Below are 15,421 nucleotides of genomic sequence, written 5' to 3' on the forward strand. Positions count from 1 at the left end.
GGGGAGGAGCAAGGCAAAAACCTAAACCGGTTTAATTTCCTGCTGAAAATCCTCAGCATCAACATCATATCCCGACGGTTCCCAGCGTACCGCTGTCAGTACGATTAAGCCCGCCAGTGGCGCTAAGGCGATCACCCAGAACACGCCGGTGCCGAGTGCGGCGGAAAGCACCGGAAACAGGAACAGTGAAAGGGTGGAGCTGGCGCGCATCAGCGTCTGGTTGAAGCCGACACCCATGCCGCGCAGTGATGTCGGGTAGCTCAGTGACGCAAATGTCATGGTGTGCGATCCCGGCCCGAACCCCTGACCGAACAGGAATAACGCCAGCATGGCGATGGAAATTGCGGCTTCGCCACCGTCTGCCGGGCGGCCGACCAGTGCCAGACCGATCATCGCCACCAACTGGCAGGCGTAACCGGCGTAGGTCATTTTCCATGCACCAAATTTCGACACATACCGTACCGCAATCAGACCACCGACGAAGGCGAAGCACAGGTTCAGGCCGAGCGAGAACAGAATGGTGCTGATCATCGATTGTTGCAGGAAACTGGATAAAATCACCGGTAACCCGAATGCCACCGCATTATAGGCAAATGACGAGGCCACCGCCGTCACGGTCGCCAGCACGGTGCGGCGCAGATAAATGCCCTGCAACAGCGTGCCGTAGTTACGCCATGCGGCTTTGCGCACTTTCACCTGCGGTGTTTTGTCCGCATCTTCAGCCACTACCGCATTGATGTTGTAAGACTTTCTCAGGATCGCCGCCGCGCTTTGCAGGTCGCCCTGATTGGCCGCCCAGACCGGCGATTCATTCATATAACGGTGACGGATAGCGATAATCAGAATCGCAGGCACCGCGCCGAAGCCGAGGATCAGACGCCACAACCAGTCGGTGTGCGTGGCAGGCAGTACTGCGTAAAGCAGCAGAACCAGCAGATACGAGACGCTGATCGCCGCGTACCACGTCGGGCACCACATCGCCACGCGCGAGGCTTTATTGCCGCGCCCCTGAAGTTTTGAGAACTCCGCAAGAAATGCCATCGCCACCGGTAAATCGATGCCGACGCCTAATCCCATCACGAAGCGCGACCCGCCGAGCACCCATTCATTCGGTGCAAAGGCGCAGGCCAGCGCGGCAATCACGAAGAAGAACATATCAGCCATAAAGACGCGGTAACGGCCGATTTTGTCGGTCAGATAGCCGCCGAACAATGCGCCGACAATCGCCCCGAAAGTGATCGCCGAGGCCACAAAGCCCGCGCCGGAAGGCGTCAGCCCAAACTGGCGGGTGATATCTTTCATTCCGAAAGCCAGCGCACCGAGATCATAAGCGTCGAGGAAAACGCCGCCGAGAGCGATAGCAATCACGATGCGTGCGTCGCTGATTTTCGCTGCGCCGCGGTTCACTAACTGAGTAATATCGGCAGCGGAGCGAATCACCACCGGCTGGTCAGACGCAGAATCTGCGCTGTAATCCCCTGAAGAGGCGGTCTGAGAGGCCGCAATTGAATCAGACATTGTTGTGTTTACGCTTTTTGACAAAAAAACCAGCATAGAGGCGAGGTGATGCCGGTCACAAGTCCTGATTAGACGTTGCGTGAAAACAAATGGCTATAAGTTAAAACAAAGTGATCTAAAAGGCAGCGGTGAACATCTTCTTCGGGGGAAACAGCCTGTCTTGTCTCAGTGATTTAGCGGATAAGCTTCGAACATTTATGCATTTTACTCCGCTTCCGCCGCCTGCTTTTATGGCTCACCCTCCGTTTCCCTGCGCGAAATTGGACTATTCTTGTTAGCAGCTTGTTTATTCAGATGAAAGCCGAAAGACAGAGCAGTCGCCGGGCGACAAAAACCAACATAACCCGATAAGAGGATAGAACATGACTGTAACAACTGGGCGAGTACGGGGATTTTCAGTGGCAGCACTGGCGCTGGCTTCCGTGTTAAGTTTCAGCGCACAGGCCGCTGATGATGCCGTGCGTGTCGGCTCAAAAATTGATACCGAAGGGTCGCTGCTCGGTAACATTATTATTCAGGTGCTGGAAGCCAACGGTATTCACACTACCAATAAATTACAGCTGGGAACGACGAAAGTGGTGCGTGGCGCAATCACCGCCGGTGAAATCGATATCTATCCGGAATACACCGGCAACGGCGCGTTCTTCTTCTCCGACGATAAAGACCCGGCGTGGAAAAATGCGCAGGCCGGTTTCGATAAAGTCAAAAAGCTGGATTACGACCAGAACAAAATTGTCTGGCTGAATCCGTCTCCGGCCAATAACACCTGGACTATCGCGGTACGTCAGGACGTCGCGAGTGCGCACAACCTGAAATCGCTGGGTGATTTGGGCAAATACATCAGCAGCGGCGGCGATTTCAAACTGGCGGCGTCAGCCGAGTTTATCGAGCGTCCGGATGCCTTACCGGCGTTTGAGAATGCCTATGGCTTCAAGCTTAATCAGGCGCAACTGTTGTCTCTGGCGGGCGGTGATACGGCGGTGACTATCAAAGCGGCCGCTGAGCAGACTTCCGGCGTCAATGCGGCAATGGCTTACGGCACTGACGGCCCGGTCGCCGCGCTCGGCCTGCAAACGCTGGAAGATCCGAAAGGCGTACAGCCGATTTACGCGCCTGCGCCTGTCATCCGCGAGGCCGCGCTGAAAGCGCATCCGAACATTCCTGAATTGCTCAAACCGGTGTTTGCTTCGCTTGATACCAAAACGCTCCAGGGGCTGAACGCGAAAATCGCGGTTGATGGTCAGGATGCGAAGAAGGTGGCGGCGAAGTACTTGCAGGAAAAAGGTTTCGTTAAAAAATAACCGGGCAGTGACCGCCCTGAGCACGATCTTCGGGTCGTGCTCTCTGATATCAGGTAATGTTTTGACTTATCACTCACCCGTTAAAAACCGCGTCCTGCTGACGCTGGTTTTGCTGCTGTTGCTGGCCGGTTTCGGGCTGGCTTTTGTCAGCCATGCGCCCAACCGGCTGGTATCCGGTAAAGGTATTTCACTGGCGAGCCTGCTGCATGGCTATTCTGCATTACTCCTGTTGCCTGCCGTTTTGCTGCTGGCCTGTGCCTTTCTGACCCTTTATGGCCGCCATCATTTGCTGGTGATGCTGCTGGCGGAAATCCTGCTGGCCGTGCTGGTCTGGCTGGCCGGTCACAGCGCGGTGCAACTTGCGGGGGGCGATGAAGACAGTATCGCGCGCACCTCGCTCGGCGGCGGTTTCTGGGCAGGTGCGGCGCTTTGTCTGCTGATCGCCTCTGACGCCATTTCCCGTTTTACCCGCAATCACAGCCTGCGTATTTTGCTCAACGTGCAGATGGTCGTGCCGGTGGTTTTGCTGCTGGCGTACGGTCAGCTTGCCGAACTTTCGCTGCTCAAGGAATACGACAACCGTTCCGACGTGTTCAACGATGCGCTGTGGCAGCATCTCGGCATTTTGTTTGGCACGCTGGTGCCTGCGGTGCTGATCGGTCTGCCGGTCGGGTTGCTGTGTCACCGTAAACCCCGCTGGCGCGGGCCGGTATTGTCGGTGCTGAATATTATTCAGACCGTGCCGTCGATTGCGTTGTTTGGCCTGCTGCTCGCACCGCTGGCGGGGCTGGCAAAAGCGCTGCCGTGGCTGGCTGAACACGGCATCAGTGGCATCGGGCTGGCACCGGCGATTATCGCGCTGGTGCTGTATTCGCTGTTGCCGCTGGTGCGCGGGGTGATTGCCGGGCTGGAGTCGGTGCCGGAATCGGTGATCGAATCTGCCCGCGGCATGGGCATGAACCGTGCGCAGGTGTTTTTCCGCGTGCAGATGCCGATTGCCTTGCCGGTTATCCTGACTGGTGTGCGCATTGTTGCGGTGCAAACGGTCGGTATGGCGATGGTTGCGGCGCTGATTGGCGCGGGCGGACTGGGCGCCATCATGTTCCAGGGTCTGCTCAGCAGTGCGCTGGATCTGGTCTTGCTTGGGGTGATCCCGGCGGTGCTGATGGCCGTTGTTGTCGACAGCGTCTTTAAATTTGCAGTCTCAATTCTGGAAACCACACGCAGATGATTCATTTCAAGCAGGTTAGCAAACACTTTGCCGGAAAAGCGGTCGTGCGCGATCTCACGCTGGAAATGGCCAAAGGCGAATTCACGGTGCTGATCGGCACCTCCGGTTCGGGGAAATCCACCACGCTCAAAATGATCAACCGGCTGGTGGAGCACGATCGCGGGGAGATTTTATTTGCCGGTGAACCGATAGAAAAATTCCGTGCGCAGGATCTGCGCCGCCGGATGGGTTATGCGATCCAGTCCATTGGCCTGTTCCCGCACTGGACGGTGGAAGAGAATATCGCCACCGTGCCACAATTACTGAAATGGCCGAAGGCGAAAATCCGTGACCGCGTGACTGAACTGCTCGAACTCCTCAATCTTGACCCGAAACAGTTCCGTCATCGTTATCCGCATCAGCTTTCCGGCGGACAACAGCAGCGCGTCGGTGTGGCACGGGCGCTGGCTTCTGACCCGGAAGTATTGCTGATGGATGAACCTTTCGGTGCGCTCGATCCGGTGACCCGCGCGACGTTACAGGAAGAAGTGGCGCGCATCCATAAAATCACTCACCGCACCATTGTGCTGGTGACGCACGACATCGACGAAGCGCTGGCGCTGGCTGACCGCATCGTACTGCTCAATGACGGACAAGTGGTGCAGCAGGGGACGCCGCTGGAATTGCTGACCCGACCGGCGACGCCGTTTGTGCGTGATTTCTTCGGTGGCAGCGAGATGGGGATCCGCTTGTTGTCGCTGCGCGAAGTGGGTTCGCTGATGCGGCGCGGCGAGCCGTATTCCGGCAGCCAGTTACCGCTGACCGATACCATGAGCCTCAGTCAGGCGCTGTCAAAATTTGTCGCGCAGCAGGCTCAGCAGTTACCGGTGGTGGATGAACAAGGGCAACCGCTCGGCGTGCTGCATTTTGCGGATCTGACCGCACCGGAGGGCCGCGCATGAAACGGGTATTTGCAGATCCTCTGATTTGGTTATTCGCTTTATTGCTGGCGCTGATTTTCGGTATGACCTCGCTCGGCGGGCTGTTCCACTGGATGTTCCCTGAACTCAGCAGGCCGGTGTATCAGCAGGAAAGCTTTGCCGCGCTGGTGGAAGCCCATCTGTTGCTGGTCGGCATTTCCAGCCTGATTGCGGTGATTATCGGCGTAGCGGCGGGGGTGGGCGTAACACGTCCGGCGGGCAAAGAATTCCGTTCACTGGTGGAAACGCTGGTGGCGATGGGACAGACGTTTCCGCCGGTTGCGGTACTGGCAGTCGCGGTGCCGGTGATGGGATTCAGTGAAAAACCGGCGATTATTGCGCTGGTGCTTTACGGGTTGTTGCCGATCCTGCAGGGGACGATTGCCGGGATTGAATCGGTACCGGCGTCGGCGCGGGAGATTGCGCAGGGCGTGGGGATGAGCCGCTGGCAGATGCTGCGGAAAGTGGAAATTCCGCTGGCCGCACCGGTGATTATTTCCGGCATCCGCACGTCAGTGATTATCAATATCGGGACGGCGGCGATTGCCTCGTCGGTCGGCACGTTAAGCCTCGGCTCGCCGATTATCATCGGCCTGAGCGGTTTTAATACCGCCTACGTATTGCAGGGTGCGGTGATTGTCGCGTTGCTGGCGATTTGCGTAGATATGCTGTTTGAACGCTGGAGCCAAGGGTTACAACGCTGGCAGCAGCGGTCAGTGGACGAATCAGTTCGTTGATGCAGACGGCGGCGCAGGCACCACGGAAGGGGCGTCGTTATCGCTGACCGGTTTCGCGTCGTCCTGAATCACCACCGCATAACCGGCAACCATCACGCCACCAATTGCGCCAATCGCCATCAGACCAAACAGCGCGATAAATAATTTTTTGCCTAGCGAATTCATGTGCAGTACCTCAGGATTTTGAACGGCGAATTATAAATCGTTTCCTCACCCCTGCAACAGACTATTCATGCTGTGATTACTTTTAACGGTGATGCCAGCGCATTTTTTGTCATATACAGAAACTTTTTAGCAACATTTTGACGCGATCGCACGGATTCCCTTGCCGGAAATCAGGGCAATAGCGTTAACTGTTTGCCTTCATTATCACGCTAATAAGTTATTCCTATGACTGGTTCCGCCACCCGTTCCCTGCTGCCATTAATTGCTGCACTGTTTGCGCTGTATTTTATCTGGGGTTCGACCTATTTCGTGATCCGCGTGGGCGTGGAAAGCTGGCCACCGCTGATGATGGCCGGGCTGCGTTTCTTCGTCGCCGGATGTATTTTGTTCACGTTTTTATTGCTGCGCGGGCATAAAGTCCCGACGTTGAAGCAGTGGATGGCCGCCGGTGCCGTAGGTATTTTGCTGCTCTCTGTCGGTAACGGGCTGGTGACGGTGGCGGAACATATGCAGGTGCCGTCGGGCATTGCCGCCGTAATGGTCGCCACCGTGCCGCTGTTTACCCTGTGTTTCAGCCGCCTGTGGGGAATGCCCAATAGCCGCCTGGAATGGACCGGTGTCGCCATCGGCCTGTTCGGGATTGTGCTGCTTAATACCGGCAGTAATCTGGAAGGGAACCCGTGGGGCGCGGCGCTGATCCTGCTCGCCTCACTAAGCTGGGCATTCGGTTCGGTGTGGAGTTCTCGCTTGCCGCTGCCAACCGGCCTGATGGCGGGTGCGGCGGAAATGATTATCGCCGGTGTGGTGTTGCTGGTGGCAAGTCGTGTCACCGGGGAACACATGACCGCGACGCCTTCGCTAAGCGGTTTTCTGGCGCTCGGTTATCTGGTGGTATTTGGCTCGATGATTGCCATCAGCGCCTATATGTTTCTGCTGAAAACTGTGCGTCCCGCCGTGGCCACCAGTTATGCCTATGTGAACCCGATTGTGGCGGTGTTGCTCGGCATCGGCTTCGCCGGTGAATCCTTGTCTCCGGTCGAATGGGTGGCGTTGGGCGTGATCCTCTGCGCGGTGCTGCTGGTGACGCTGGGGAAATTTGTATTCGGGCGTAAGAAGACGGTGATTAAAGAAGTGAAGGTTTAAACCGCTTCCTTTTCGCAAATGTGAAAGCTGATTTTGTTTTGCTCCTCCCCTTCGCAGGGGAGGGATCAGACCGGGTTAAGCCTATTTTTTCTCAAAGAAAATCGTCACCCGCGCCACTTCCACGCCGAATTTTTTCAGCGCGGTGACGTTAAACAAGTGCTGTTCGTCCTGCTGATAAATCCAGTCATCGAACGTCAGCCGGTAGGTGCTGCCGCCTGATTTTACGTCCATCACGTATTTCCAGTTAAAGGCATTGCCTGCGGATTGCCCGGTGGCGGTGCCGATAATGTCGCCCGCCGTGCCGGTATAGCTGCCGTCCGCCAGTTTGCGGATCCGCCAGACGCGGGTCTGTTTCTCGCCGTCGTCATACACAAAGTCTTCATGCAACGTCAGCGTATCGCCCGCCACATCACCGCGGATTTTCACGATGAAGCGCCGGGTCTGTTTGTTGCTGTAATCCTGCACCATGCCGTAGGCCACGCTGTCACCGGCAAACCAGGTGAAAATATCCAGCTTCGGTTGCGCTTGTGCGTAATCCTGAATATTGGCTTTACAGCCGGTGAGTAACAGCATTCCGCCGACGATCAGCGTGACAAAAATCTTGCGCAGAACAGTCATAAAACCTCCATAAGATGCCATTAATCGGACGCGGATGCGCCGGTCAGCTTGCTGCGTAAATCAGGATATTGCGTGGCGGGCGAGAGCCAGATCGCCAGAAAGGCATCGCGGAATGCCGGGCTGAAAGGCTGACCGACCGGTGTGCTCAGCACGCTGTTTGCGGGCTGGCTGTAAAACTGGCCGCCATTTTCAGTGGCGACAAACATGATTTCGCTGCCGTTGCTGACATCCGGCCAGGTGTTTTGTACCGCCTCCAGCCAGCCATTTTTCTGTGCCTGCGCCAGCAATCCCAGTGCCTGCCATTGCTCTTCTGTTGCTTTGGTCAGCTCCTGATGATCAATGCTGCGCAGATACTCAATCTTCAGCGCCTGCGGCCATTTTCCGGCCTGATACTTACCGTCGGGCGTCAGCAGTTGCGAATGATAAACCTCAAAAGGCCCCCAGCTCAGCGTGGCACGCCCGACCTGTTGCCATTGGTTCCACGGCGTGGCGGCAAAGGCAGAGAAAGAAATCATCAGCGAAAGTACGGCCAGAAATGCGCGCATCATCAGGTTTTCCGCTCTGTGTCATGGCTGAGCAGCACCGGCAGGCTGATCAGCGGTAAGAATATCGCCCAGCCCGCCGCCAGCAGAAGCCAGACATAAACCGGTGCGGCGAGAAGTTGCATGGCACCGAGCTGCATGCCGAGGTAATAGGCCAGCGGGCCGCTGACCGCGCCGACAGGCATCAGCCAGTACCATGTCAGCCGTAAATAGCCGAGTAACCACAGCCACCAGGCGCTGAAGCCCAGCCATAACGCCATCATCCACGGCGGTACGGCGGAAGAATCGCTAAATTCAAACAGACCCAAAATGCACCACAGCGAGTCCATCATGATGCCCAGCGTACAGGCGGTGGCGACCCACAACCGGCGTTTTGATGGTGTAAACGCCAGCATCAGAAAACTGCTTAAAAGCAGGAAGAGGATAAACCGTCCGCGCCCCCAGACGGCCAGCGTCCACCAGGCATCAAAACCCAGTGTCAGCAGCCAGAAGCGCAAGGCTTTCATCCGCGTCGCTCGGCGACCAACTGCACGGTGCTGATGGTGCGTGCACGAAAACCTGCCTCGCAGTAGCACAGATAAAACAGCCACAGACGGCGGAAATATTCGTCCTGCACGCCGTCAGTCTGTGCATTCCAGTAGCGCTGCACCCGCTCGCGCCATTCATGAAGGGTGCGGGCGTAATCGGAACCGATATCGAACAGGTCACGCACCACCAGACTGGTGCAACGGGTCATGGTGTCATTCATGGCGGTAATTGAGGGCAGAAAACCGCCGGGAAAAACGTAGCACTGAATAAAATCGACGTTACGGCTGTAGGCGGCATAACGCTGGTCGGCGATGGTGATTGCCTGAATTGCCATACGCCCGTGCGGTTTGAGCAGCGCATTGCAGCGTTTGAAAAAGGTGGAGAGATAGCGTTTGCCGACTGCTTCGATCATCTCTATCGACACCAGTTTGTCGAACTGCCCCTGCAGCGAACGATAGTCTTCGAACAGCACCGTCACGCGGTCACTCAGCCCGGCTTTTTCAATCCGCTCACAGGCAAAGCGATATTGCTCGCGGGAAATGGTGGTGGTGGTGACCTGACAGCCGTATTCGCGCGCGGCAAATTCGGCCATCGCGCCCCAGCCGGTGCCGATTTCCAGCAGATGATCGCCCGCTTTTAATTGCAGCTGTTCACACAGGCGGCGCATTTTGGCTTCCTGCGCCTGTTCCAGCGTCATCTGCGGCTCCTGATACCAGGCCGAGGAATACAGCATCTTCTCATCGAGAAAACCCTGATAAAAATCGTTGCCCAGATCGTAATGCGCCGAGATATTTTTACGCGCCTGCGACGGACTGTTGCGGCGGAAAAAATGAATGACTTTTTTGGCCGGTGTGCTGAGCCAGCTGAGGCGTGCCTCGATTTTATCGACCAGCTTCAGGTTCTCGGCCAGCAGTTGCAGCACGACGGTCAGATTAGGCGTGGTCCAGTCGCCATCAATAAAACTCTCACCCGCTGCGACGCTGCCGCCCAGTAAGACACGCCGGTAAGCGCGCTGATGCAGAATGTCAATTTCACCCTGCAAGATAGCCGTCGGATCGCCAAAAAATATCGCCTGCTCACCGGGTTCACGCAGCGTCAGGCCCGCGCCTTTGAGCTGCTTCAGGACGCTAAGGATGAGCGCGCGCGCCGCTTTGCTGCGCCTGTTATTCGTCCCTTCACGGGCGAGTTGCATTTCAGGTTGGCTCATGGTCAGTCCTTATCAACGGGAGGATGAGAATAAATGGGCGCCCGTTTCAGCCACAGTTTCAGTGCCTGCCAGTAGATAGTCAGTGCGGTTTTAGCGGTCATGACAGGCAGCCGCCACAATTGCTGACGCAACGCCGCGCGGGTCAGCGGACGGGCTGTCAGTGAAAGGGCTGCATCGAATTCCCGTTCTTTACGGTGATTTTCGATAGTGATGTGTAACTGCTTTCCAGGGGGTGTCAGCCGCCAGTGATAGACCATGTCCATCGGATTAAAGGGCGACACATGAAAGGCTTTCGGCACCGGTTGTGAACCGTCAGGCAGAACGGCGTAGGTGTGACGTTCGTTCCAGGGGGTATTGCGCACCTCGGCCAGCATCCAGCGCAAAACACCATGCTGATCATAAAGATAGTAAAAATTCACCGGATTGAAATAACAGCCGAAATAACACAACTGACATAACAACATCACCCGCCCGTCCGGGCGTTCGCCGGTCAGCGCTTCAATTCTCGCCTGCGCTTTGGTTTTGATATCACCGCCGCCGAGATAATCTTTGCGGCGAAAACTGGCGGCGGAAAACCGGTCGAGCTGGATACCTTGTGCAGGTAACTGGTCCAGTTCATCAAGGTCAATCAGCGGCATGAAAATATCGTAGTCGAATCGGTGTTCAACCGGCGTAAACCGCCGATGGCGCACCGTGCCGACATACAACTGGCTGTTCATGACGCCTCCCGTTTTTCCTGCTCACTCTGTTGCTGCGCACTGAAAAGTTGCAGATTGAGTTGTTCCACCACGTCACGCGCACTGTTGACACCGTCTTCGTGAAAGCCGTTGTACCAGTACGCACCGCAGAACCAGGTGCGGTTGTGGCCGTTGATCCGCTGGCGTTCCTGCTGTGCGTGGCGGCTGGCCAGATTGAGAACCGGGTGCATATACGTGGTGCGGAACAGGACTTTGTTTTCATCAATCGGCGTCAGCGGATTGAGTGACACGCAAAATGTCTGCGGCGTATTCAGCCCCTGCAAAATATTCATGTTATAGGTCACGCTGGCGCGGCGGCGGTGCGAAGGATTGCTGTCGCGTATATCCGCGTGGTCCGCCAGATTCAGCGCGTTCGGCAACTGATAATTCCAGCTCGCCCAGGCGCGTTTTTCGCGAGGCAGCAGGTGGGTATCGGTATGCAAAATGACGTCGTTGCTCTGATAAGGCAGGGCAGTGAGAATGCTTTGCTCATCAGCAGTGGCGTTGTCACCCAGAATGGTCAGCACCTGATCGGAATGGCAGGCGAAAATAATCTGATCAAAATGCGCCTCGCCATGCGGGGAATGCAGCGTCACACCGCAGGGTGTGCGGACGACTTTACTGACCGGTGCGCTGGTCAGCAGCCTGACGCGGGCCGGCAGTTTTTCCTGCATCCGGCGGATATATTCCCGTGAACCGCCGGGGACCACCATCCATTGCGGGCGGTTGCTGACGTCCAGTAATCCGTGATTATCGAAAAAGCGCAGGAACATCGACAGGGGGAAATTCGCCATATCGCTCAGCGAAGAAGACCAGATGGCCGCCCCCATCGGCAGCACATAATGCAGGGCGAAAAACGGGGTGAAACCGTTTTGATCGAGCAAGTCAGCCAGCGTATCTTCGTCATTGTGCGGATTCAGCAGGCGCGCCTTGCACAGTTTGTTAAACCGCAGGATCTCGAGAATAAAGCGCCAGAATTGCGGTTTGAGCAGGTTGCGGCGCTGGGCAAACAGGCTGTTCAGCGAGTGGCCGTTGTATTCGAGTTTATTAACCGGATTGCGTACGGAAAAACTCATTTCCGTCGGCTGTCCTTCAATGCCCAGTTCTTTGAGCAGGGCAATAAAATGCGGGTATGTCAGGGAGTTATAGACAATAAAACCGGTATCGATGGCGTATTCTTTTCCGTCGGAAATCACATCCTGCGTGGCAGTATGTCCGCCTAAGGTTTCAGACGCTTCAAAGACGGTAATCTCACAGCCGGGCTGACTTTTTGCCAGCAGCCAGGCACAGCTCAGCCCTGAAATTCCGCTGCCTACAATCGCCACTTTTGTTGTCATTTTATTTCACCATTTTCCGGCATAACCATTGTTGCAAACTGACGGGCAGCAAGGAGAGCACCTTGAGTAAACGGGCAAAAAGCGGAGGGAAGGCGATTTCACTCGCACCGCGCGCCAGTTTTTTACGAATGTGCTTCGACGCCTGGGCGACGCTCACCATCATCGGCATCGGGAAGTCATTGCGCGATGTCAGTGGTGTTTCGACAAAACCCGGCTGAATCAGCGAAATGTGAATCTGACGTTTCGCCAGATCAACCGCCAGAGAGCGGGCAAAAAAGGCCAGCGCGGCTTTGGATGCCCCATAGGCTTCACTGCGTGAAAACGGCAGCAGCCAGGCGACGGAACCCACCAGCGCTATCCGGCTGCCGGGCGCTAAGCCGGGGAGCAGGGCGTCGAGGCAATTGACCGGGCCGGAAAAATTGGTGTTCATCACCCGCATGACTTTTTCGGCATCGACGACGCCGTTGTCGAGATATTCGCAGGTGCCCGCGCAAAGAATCACTAAATCGGCCAGCCTGCCCTGCAATGCTTCACGGGTAGCCTGTAAATCGGTGATATCAAAACACAGCGGGATGATCAGCGGGCTGGTGGCGGCGACGGCCGTCAGCTTTGCGCCATCTCGCCCGCAGGCAATGACCTCCCAGCCTCCGCTGGCATAATCCAGTGCCAGTTGTTTGCCAATGCCAGAACTGGCACCGGTAATCAGTACGCGCCCCATTATTTCAACCTGGCTTTGACGGCGCGCACGACACCGCCGAGCACCGGAATGTGCTCGTACAACATGGCACCGAGATCGTAATAATCGCGCTGATAGATAATAAGGTTTTCATTCAGGCGCAGATGGCTTGTGCCATCAAGAAACATTGCCTGACCTTTTTTCAACGCCGGGTGTGAGAATTCCATCCGCCAGAACAGCGACACTTCATCACCCTGAATAAGTGGAGGCTGGATCTCAAAGCGGCAGTAATTCGTTTTCTCAAGCAGCTGCGCAAAATAGTGTTCCAGCGCATCCACGCCGTCGTAATGTGAAACCGGATCGATAAACACCACATTCGGATGATAAATAAGGGAAAGCTGCGGCAGGCGGCTGGTATCAAGGTGACGGTAAAATTCGCACAGCCGTGCCAGAACATCGGCCGGGGTTGCGTGTTCGGAAGAATGTTTAAGCATCATTTTTTCCTTCCCGGCGAACAGGCTCAATACGAAGGCTGGCGCGATGATCATCGTCATCGGGGGAGGCGCTGAACTCATCTTCCTTAGCGTCTGTTTCTTCTGCGCCGAGCAGGATAGCTGAGCTGCCCAGCAGGATGATCGACAAACCCTGCGCCATCCAGTTCTGCAGCCGCTGGCGCTGAACCTGCGTCAGCTTGCCTTCGGACCACAACAGAATTTGCGAGCCGCTCAGGTTTTCCAGATACGGCTCGCTGAGAGGAACCGGCAATATTTCGACCTGCAAACCTTCTTCGCACCGCACAATGGCCTCAAGCCACAACTCGGTGCTGTCTGTGTTCCCCCAGCCGATCAGCGTGGCAGCCGGTCCGGGACGCTTACGGGCGGCGTTCATGCACATCACCGCGTGTTCAATGATCAGACCGTCAAGCTGGCTGCGCAGCATCAGCAGTCGTGAATCGCCGGAACTCAGGCGCTCACGCAGGGGGCGAAGCACGTTATTCACAAATGTTACCGCCGGGTATTCACGACCGAACTCCAGCATCAACTGACGAACTTTTTGCGGGCGGCCATCCTGTAAGGCGGTCAGCAGCTGATGTTCTGACTGCGACCAGCCACCGGGTAGCACGTCCACTTTACCTTCCAGCAAAGATTTCACCTGACCAACCGGAATACCGCGATTGATCCAGCCCAGAATGGTGCGGATGGTGTCGAGATCATCATCATTAAACAGACGATGGCCACCCTCTGTGCGCTGTGGCTTCAGCAGGCCATAACGCCGCTGCCAGGCACGCAACGTGACCGGGTTGATACCACAAATTCGGGCGACTTCACCGATGCTGTACAGAGACATATTTCCATCCAAATATTCATACCACTTATAAGCTAACTCTAGCGCCACATCGTAAAGTTGTACAACTTTATTATTTCTGTACAACTTGGAAAATCCTTTTGGTTACACTTTTTTAACTTGCGATATTCTCATATAAGAGATATTTTCCCTGTATTGAGATTTCACGGCAGGGTAAGAAAATGGGAGAAGGGCAGGACAATCACGATCTCCGTCTGGCGGAACGGCTGGCTGAATTACGCGTCAGCCAGGGCTGGTCACTTGAACAACTGGCGCAGATGACCGGCATAAGCCGCGCGACACTTTCACGCGTGGAGCGGGCAGAGACCAGCCCGACGGCCTCGTTGCTGGGCAAACTGAGTGCGGCTTACGGGCTGACCACTTCCCGTTTGCTGATGGCGCTGGAAGATAACCCCCCGGAGCTTATCCGCGCATCGCAACAACCGGTGTGGCATGACCGGGAAACCGGCTTCGAGCGTCGTTCCGTTTCCGCACCAGCACCGGGTTTTCGTGCTGAGTTGATTTCAGGTGTGCTGAAAGCTGGCGCCAGCATTACTTACGACGCACCGCCGGTAGAGGGACTCGAACAGCATATCTGGATGCTTGAAGGTGTACTGGAATTTGTGCTCGATGGCCGCAGTTACCGGCTGGAACCGGGCGACTGCCTGCGTTTTCATCTTCACGGCAGGACTTCTTTCTACGTACCCGGCCCGGCAGATGCCCGCTACGCCATCGTCATTTCACGTCCTTAAATGTCTGACTGAGTAAGGTTTAACATGATGCAAAACAGCAATGAAGTGGTGATCAGTGAAGTGCAGGGCGGCGTATTGTCGCAAATCGATCTGGATGCGCTGGCCGAAACCCTGATGCAGTCCGTGGCGTTGGGTGCCAGCATCGGTTTTATTTTGCCTTTCGGTTTTGTGCAGGCGCAGGCGTTCTGGCAAAAGCTGTTACCGGCTTTTGAGCGTGGCGAAAAACGCCTGCTGGTGGCGCGCATGGCAGGCAAAATCATCGGCACGGTGCAACTGGTGGTCGATCAGCCCGCCAACGGTGCGCACCGCGGTGACGTGGTTAAACTGATGGTTCACCCCGATGGCCGCCGCAAGGGTATCGCGCGTAAACTGATGACGGCGGTTGAAGCGCTGGCGCGGGAAGAGGGCAAAACCTTGCTGGTGCTGGATACCGTCACCGGCAGTCCGGCACAGACATTGTATGAAAATCAGGGTTTCACCCTGAGCGGGACGATTCCGCATTATGCGATGTCGACGGGGGGAATGCTGGAGTCGACGAGTGTGATGTATAAGGTGCTGGTGTGATCTGATTTTGACCGAATCAGGGGCGGTTTTAACTTCAACTTCAACTTCAAATTCAAATTCAA

The 15,421-nt window shown here is 56.0% G+C and carries 17 protein-coding genes and 1 pseudogene; 7 read left to right on the plus strand and 11 right to left on the minus strand.

The window, feature by feature from the left end; translation table 11 throughout:
- Positions 1 to 21: 21 nt before the first annotated feature.
- The gene (locus UC14_RS22945; RefSeq protein WP_013576340.1) at positions 22 to 1,518 is read right to left on the minus strand and encodes an MFS transporter; all 1,497 of its coding nucleotides are present in this window, start codon (positions 1,516 to 1,518) and stop codon (positions 22 to 24) included.
- A gap of 362 nt (positions 1,519 to 1,880) precedes the next feature.
- Here UC14_RS22945 and UC14_RS22950 point away from each other — a divergent pair, with 362 nt between their 5' ends.
- From UC14_RS22950 to UC14_RS22965, 4 genes are all read left to right on the plus strand, one after another.
- On the plus strand, positions 1,881 to 2,819 hold the full coding sequence (locus UC14_RS22950; protein WP_112198498.1) for an ABC transporter substrate-binding protein: 939 nt from the start codon (positions 1,881 to 1,883) through the stop codon (positions 2,817 to 2,819).
- 61 nt (positions 2,820 to 2,880) lie between these two features.
- Positions 2,881 to 4,050 (plus strand): ABC transporter permease, encoded by a 1,170-nt coding sequence (locus UC14_RS22955; RefSeq protein ID WP_112151643.1) that lies wholly within the window; start codon positions 2,881 to 2,883, stop codon positions 4,048 to 4,050.
- Complete coding sequence (locus UC14_RS22960; RefSeq protein WP_112198499.1) at positions 4,047 to 4,991, plus strand: ABC transporter ATP-binding protein; 945 nt, start codon at positions 4,047 to 4,049, stop codon at positions 4,989 to 4,991. The genes UC14_RS22955 and UC14_RS22960 overlap by 4 nt, the downstream gene beginning before the upstream one ends.
- Complete coding sequence (locus UC14_RS22965; RefSeq protein ID WP_013576336.1) at positions 4,988 to 5,746, plus strand: ABC transporter permease; 759 nt, start codon at positions 4,988 to 4,990, stop codon at positions 5,744 to 5,746. Before UC14_RS22960 ends, UC14_RS22965 begins: the two co-directional genes overlap by 4 nt.
- A gap of 63 nt (positions 5,747 to 5,809) precedes the next feature.
- Here UC14_RS22965 and UC14_RS27375 read toward each other — a convergent pair.
- Positions 5,810 to 5,911: pseudogene (locus UC14_RS27375) on the minus strand (hypothetical protein); the annotation flags it as partial.
- A gap of 225 nt (positions 5,912 to 6,136) precedes the next feature.
- Here UC14_RS27375 and yedA point away from each other — a divergent pair.
- Positions 6,137 to 7,054 carry a drug/metabolite exporter YedA gene (yedA, locus tag UC14_RS22970; protein WP_112198500.1) on the plus strand — a complete coding sequence of 306 codons (918 nt, stop codon included), beginning with the start codon at positions 6,137 to 6,139 and terminating at the stop codon, positions 7,052 to 7,054.
- Positions 7,055 to 7,135: 81 nt separating this feature from the next.
- Here yedA and UC14_RS22975 read toward each other — a convergent pair whose 3' ends face one another.
- From UC14_RS22975 to UC14_RS23015, 9 genes are read right to left on the minus strand one after another with little or no spacing between them, the layout of a single operon-like run.
- Positions 7,136 to 7,672, minus strand: a complete 537-nt coding sequence (locus UC14_RS22975; protein WP_013576333.1) for a DUF3833 domain-containing protein — start codon at positions 7,670 to 7,672, stop codon at positions 7,136 to 7,138.
- Positions 7,673 to 7,692: 20 nt separating this feature from the next.
- Positions 7,693 to 8,220, minus strand: a complete 528-nt coding sequence (locus UC14_RS22980; RefSeq protein WP_037037204.1) for a hypothetical protein — start codon at positions 8,218 to 8,220, stop codon at positions 7,693 to 7,695.
- The gene (locus UC14_RS22985; protein WP_037037208.1) at positions 8,220 to 8,720 is read right to left on the minus strand and encodes a DUF2878 domain-containing protein; all 501 of its coding nucleotides are present in this window, start codon (positions 8,718 to 8,720) and stop codon (positions 8,220 to 8,222) included. The genes UC14_RS22980 and UC14_RS22985 overlap by 1 nt, the downstream gene beginning before the upstream one ends.
- Entirely contained in the window at positions 8,717 to 9,949 is a 1,233-nt protein-coding gene (locus UC14_RS22990; RefSeq protein WP_013576330.1) for a cyclopropane-fatty-acyl-phospholipid synthase family protein, read from the minus strand. The genes UC14_RS22985 and UC14_RS22990 overlap by 4 nt, the downstream gene beginning before the upstream one ends.
- 2 nt (positions 9,950 to 9,951) lie before the next feature.
- The gene (locus UC14_RS22995) at positions 9,952 to 10,668 is read right to left on the minus strand and encodes a DUF1365 domain-containing protein (protein ID WP_013576329.1); all 717 of its coding nucleotides are present in this window, start codon (positions 10,666 to 10,668) and stop codon (positions 9,952 to 9,954) included.
- On the minus strand, positions 10,665 to 12,023 hold the full coding sequence (locus UC14_RS23000; RefSeq protein ID WP_112198501.1) for an NAD(P)/FAD-dependent oxidoreductase: 1,359 nt from the start codon (positions 12,021 to 12,023) through the stop codon (positions 10,665 to 10,667). The genes UC14_RS22995 and UC14_RS23000 overlap by 4 nt, the downstream gene beginning before the upstream one ends.
- Before the next feature lies 1 nt (position 12,024).
- The gene (locus UC14_RS23005) at positions 12,025 to 12,741 is read right to left on the minus strand and encodes an SDR family NAD(P)-dependent oxidoreductase (protein ID WP_112198502.1); all 717 of its coding nucleotides are present in this window, start codon (positions 12,739 to 12,741) and stop codon (positions 12,025 to 12,027) included.
- The gene (locus UC14_RS23010; RefSeq protein WP_232829726.1) at positions 12,741 to 13,196 is read right to left on the minus strand and encodes a nuclear transport factor 2 family protein; all 456 of its coding nucleotides are present in this window, start codon (positions 13,194 to 13,196) and stop codon (positions 12,741 to 12,743) included. Before UC14_RS23010 ends, UC14_RS23005 begins: the two co-directional genes overlap by 1 nt.
- Positions 13,186 to 14,046, minus strand: coding sequence for a MerR family transcriptional regulator (locus UC14_RS23015; protein ID WP_112198504.1), 861 nt, complete (start codon positions 14,044 to 14,046; stop codon positions 13,186 to 13,188). The genes UC14_RS23010 and UC14_RS23015 overlap by 11 nt, the downstream gene beginning before the upstream one ends.
- Positions 14,047 to 14,225: 179 nt before the next feature.
- On the opposite strand from UC14_RS23015, the gene UC14_RS23020 reads away from it, so the two are divergent.
- Both UC14_RS23020 and UC14_RS23025 read left to right on the plus strand, forming a co-directional pair.
- Positions 14,226 to 14,795, plus strand: coding sequence for a helix-turn-helix domain-containing protein (locus UC14_RS23020; protein ID WP_013576324.1), 570 nt, complete (start codon positions 14,226 to 14,228; stop codon positions 14,793 to 14,795).
- 27 nt (positions 14,796 to 14,822) lie between these two features.
- Positions 14,823 to 15,359, plus strand: a complete 537-nt coding sequence (locus UC14_RS23025; RefSeq protein WP_112198505.1) for a GNAT family N-acetyltransferase — start codon at positions 14,823 to 14,825, stop codon at positions 15,357 to 15,359.
- Positions 15,360 to 15,421 lie beyond the last annotated feature (62 nt).

This window comes from Rahnella sp. NRRL B-41462, assembly GCF_003263525.1.
Classification (GTDB): Bacteria; Pseudomonadota; Gammaproteobacteria; order Enterobacterales; family Enterobacteriaceae; genus Rahnella; species Rahnella aceris.

Bases quoted from the DNA above. Each gene is read 5' to 3' on its own strand.
- UC14_RS22945 (WP_013576340.1), bottom strand. From the start codon at position 1,518: ATGTCTGATTCAATTGCGGCCTCTCAGACCGCCTCTTCAGGGGATTAC.
- UC14_RS22950 (WP_112198498.1), top strand. From the start codon at position 1,881: ATGACTGTAACAACTGGGCGAGTACGGGGATTTTCAGTGGCAGCACTG.
- UC14_RS22960 (WP_112198499.1), top strand. From the start codon at position 4,047: ATGATTCATTTCAAGCAGGTTAGCAAACACTTTGCCGGAAAAGCGGTC.
- UC14_RS22965 (WP_013576336.1), top strand. From the start codon at position 4,988: ATGAAACGGGTATTTGCAGATCCTCTGATTTGGTTATTCGCTTTATTG.
- yedA (WP_112198500.1), top strand. From the start codon at position 6,137: ATGACTGGTTCCGCCACCCGTTCCCTGCTGCCATTAATTGCTGCACTG.
- UC14_RS22975 (WP_013576333.1), bottom strand. From the start codon at position 7,672: ATGACTGTTCTGCGCAAGATTTTTGTCACGCTGATCGTCGGCGGAATG.
- UC14_RS22980 (WP_037037204.1), bottom strand. From the start codon at position 8,220: ATGATGCGCGCATTTCTGGCCGTACTTTCGCTGATGATTTCTTTCTCT.
- UC14_RS22985 (WP_037037208.1), bottom strand. From the start codon at position 8,720: ATGAAAGCCTTGCGCTTCTGGCTGCTGACACTGGGTTTTGATGCCTGG.
- UC14_RS22990 (WP_013576330.1), bottom strand. From the start codon at position 9,949: ATGAGCCAACCTGAAATGCAACTCGCCCGTGAAGGGACGAATAACAGG.
- UC14_RS22995 (WP_013576329.1), bottom strand. From the start codon at position 10,668: ATGAACAGCCAGTTGTATGTCGGCACGGTGCGCCATCGGCGGTTTACG.
- UC14_RS23000 (WP_112198501.1), bottom strand. From the start codon at position 12,023: ATGACAACAAAAGTGGCGATTGTAGGCAGCGGAATTTCAGGGCTGAGC.
- UC14_RS23005 (WP_112198502.1), bottom strand. From the start codon at position 12,741: ATGGGGCGCGTACTGATTACCGGTGCCAGTTCTGGCATTGGCAAACAA.
- UC14_RS23010 (WP_232829726.1), bottom strand. From the start codon at position 13,196: ATGATGCTTAAACATTCTTCCGAACACGCAACCCCGGCCGATGTTCTG.
- UC14_RS23015 (WP_112198504.1), bottom strand. From the start codon at position 14,046: ATGTCTCTGTACAGCATCGGTGAAGTCGCCCGAATTTGTGGTATCAAC.
- UC14_RS23020 (WP_013576324.1), top strand. From the start codon at position 14,226: ATGGGAGAAGGGCAGGACAATCACGATCTCCGTCTGGCGGAACGGCTG.
- UC14_RS23025 (WP_112198505.1), top strand. From the start codon at position 14,823: ATGCAAAACAGCAATGAAGTGGTGATCAGTGAAGTGCAGGGCGGCGTA.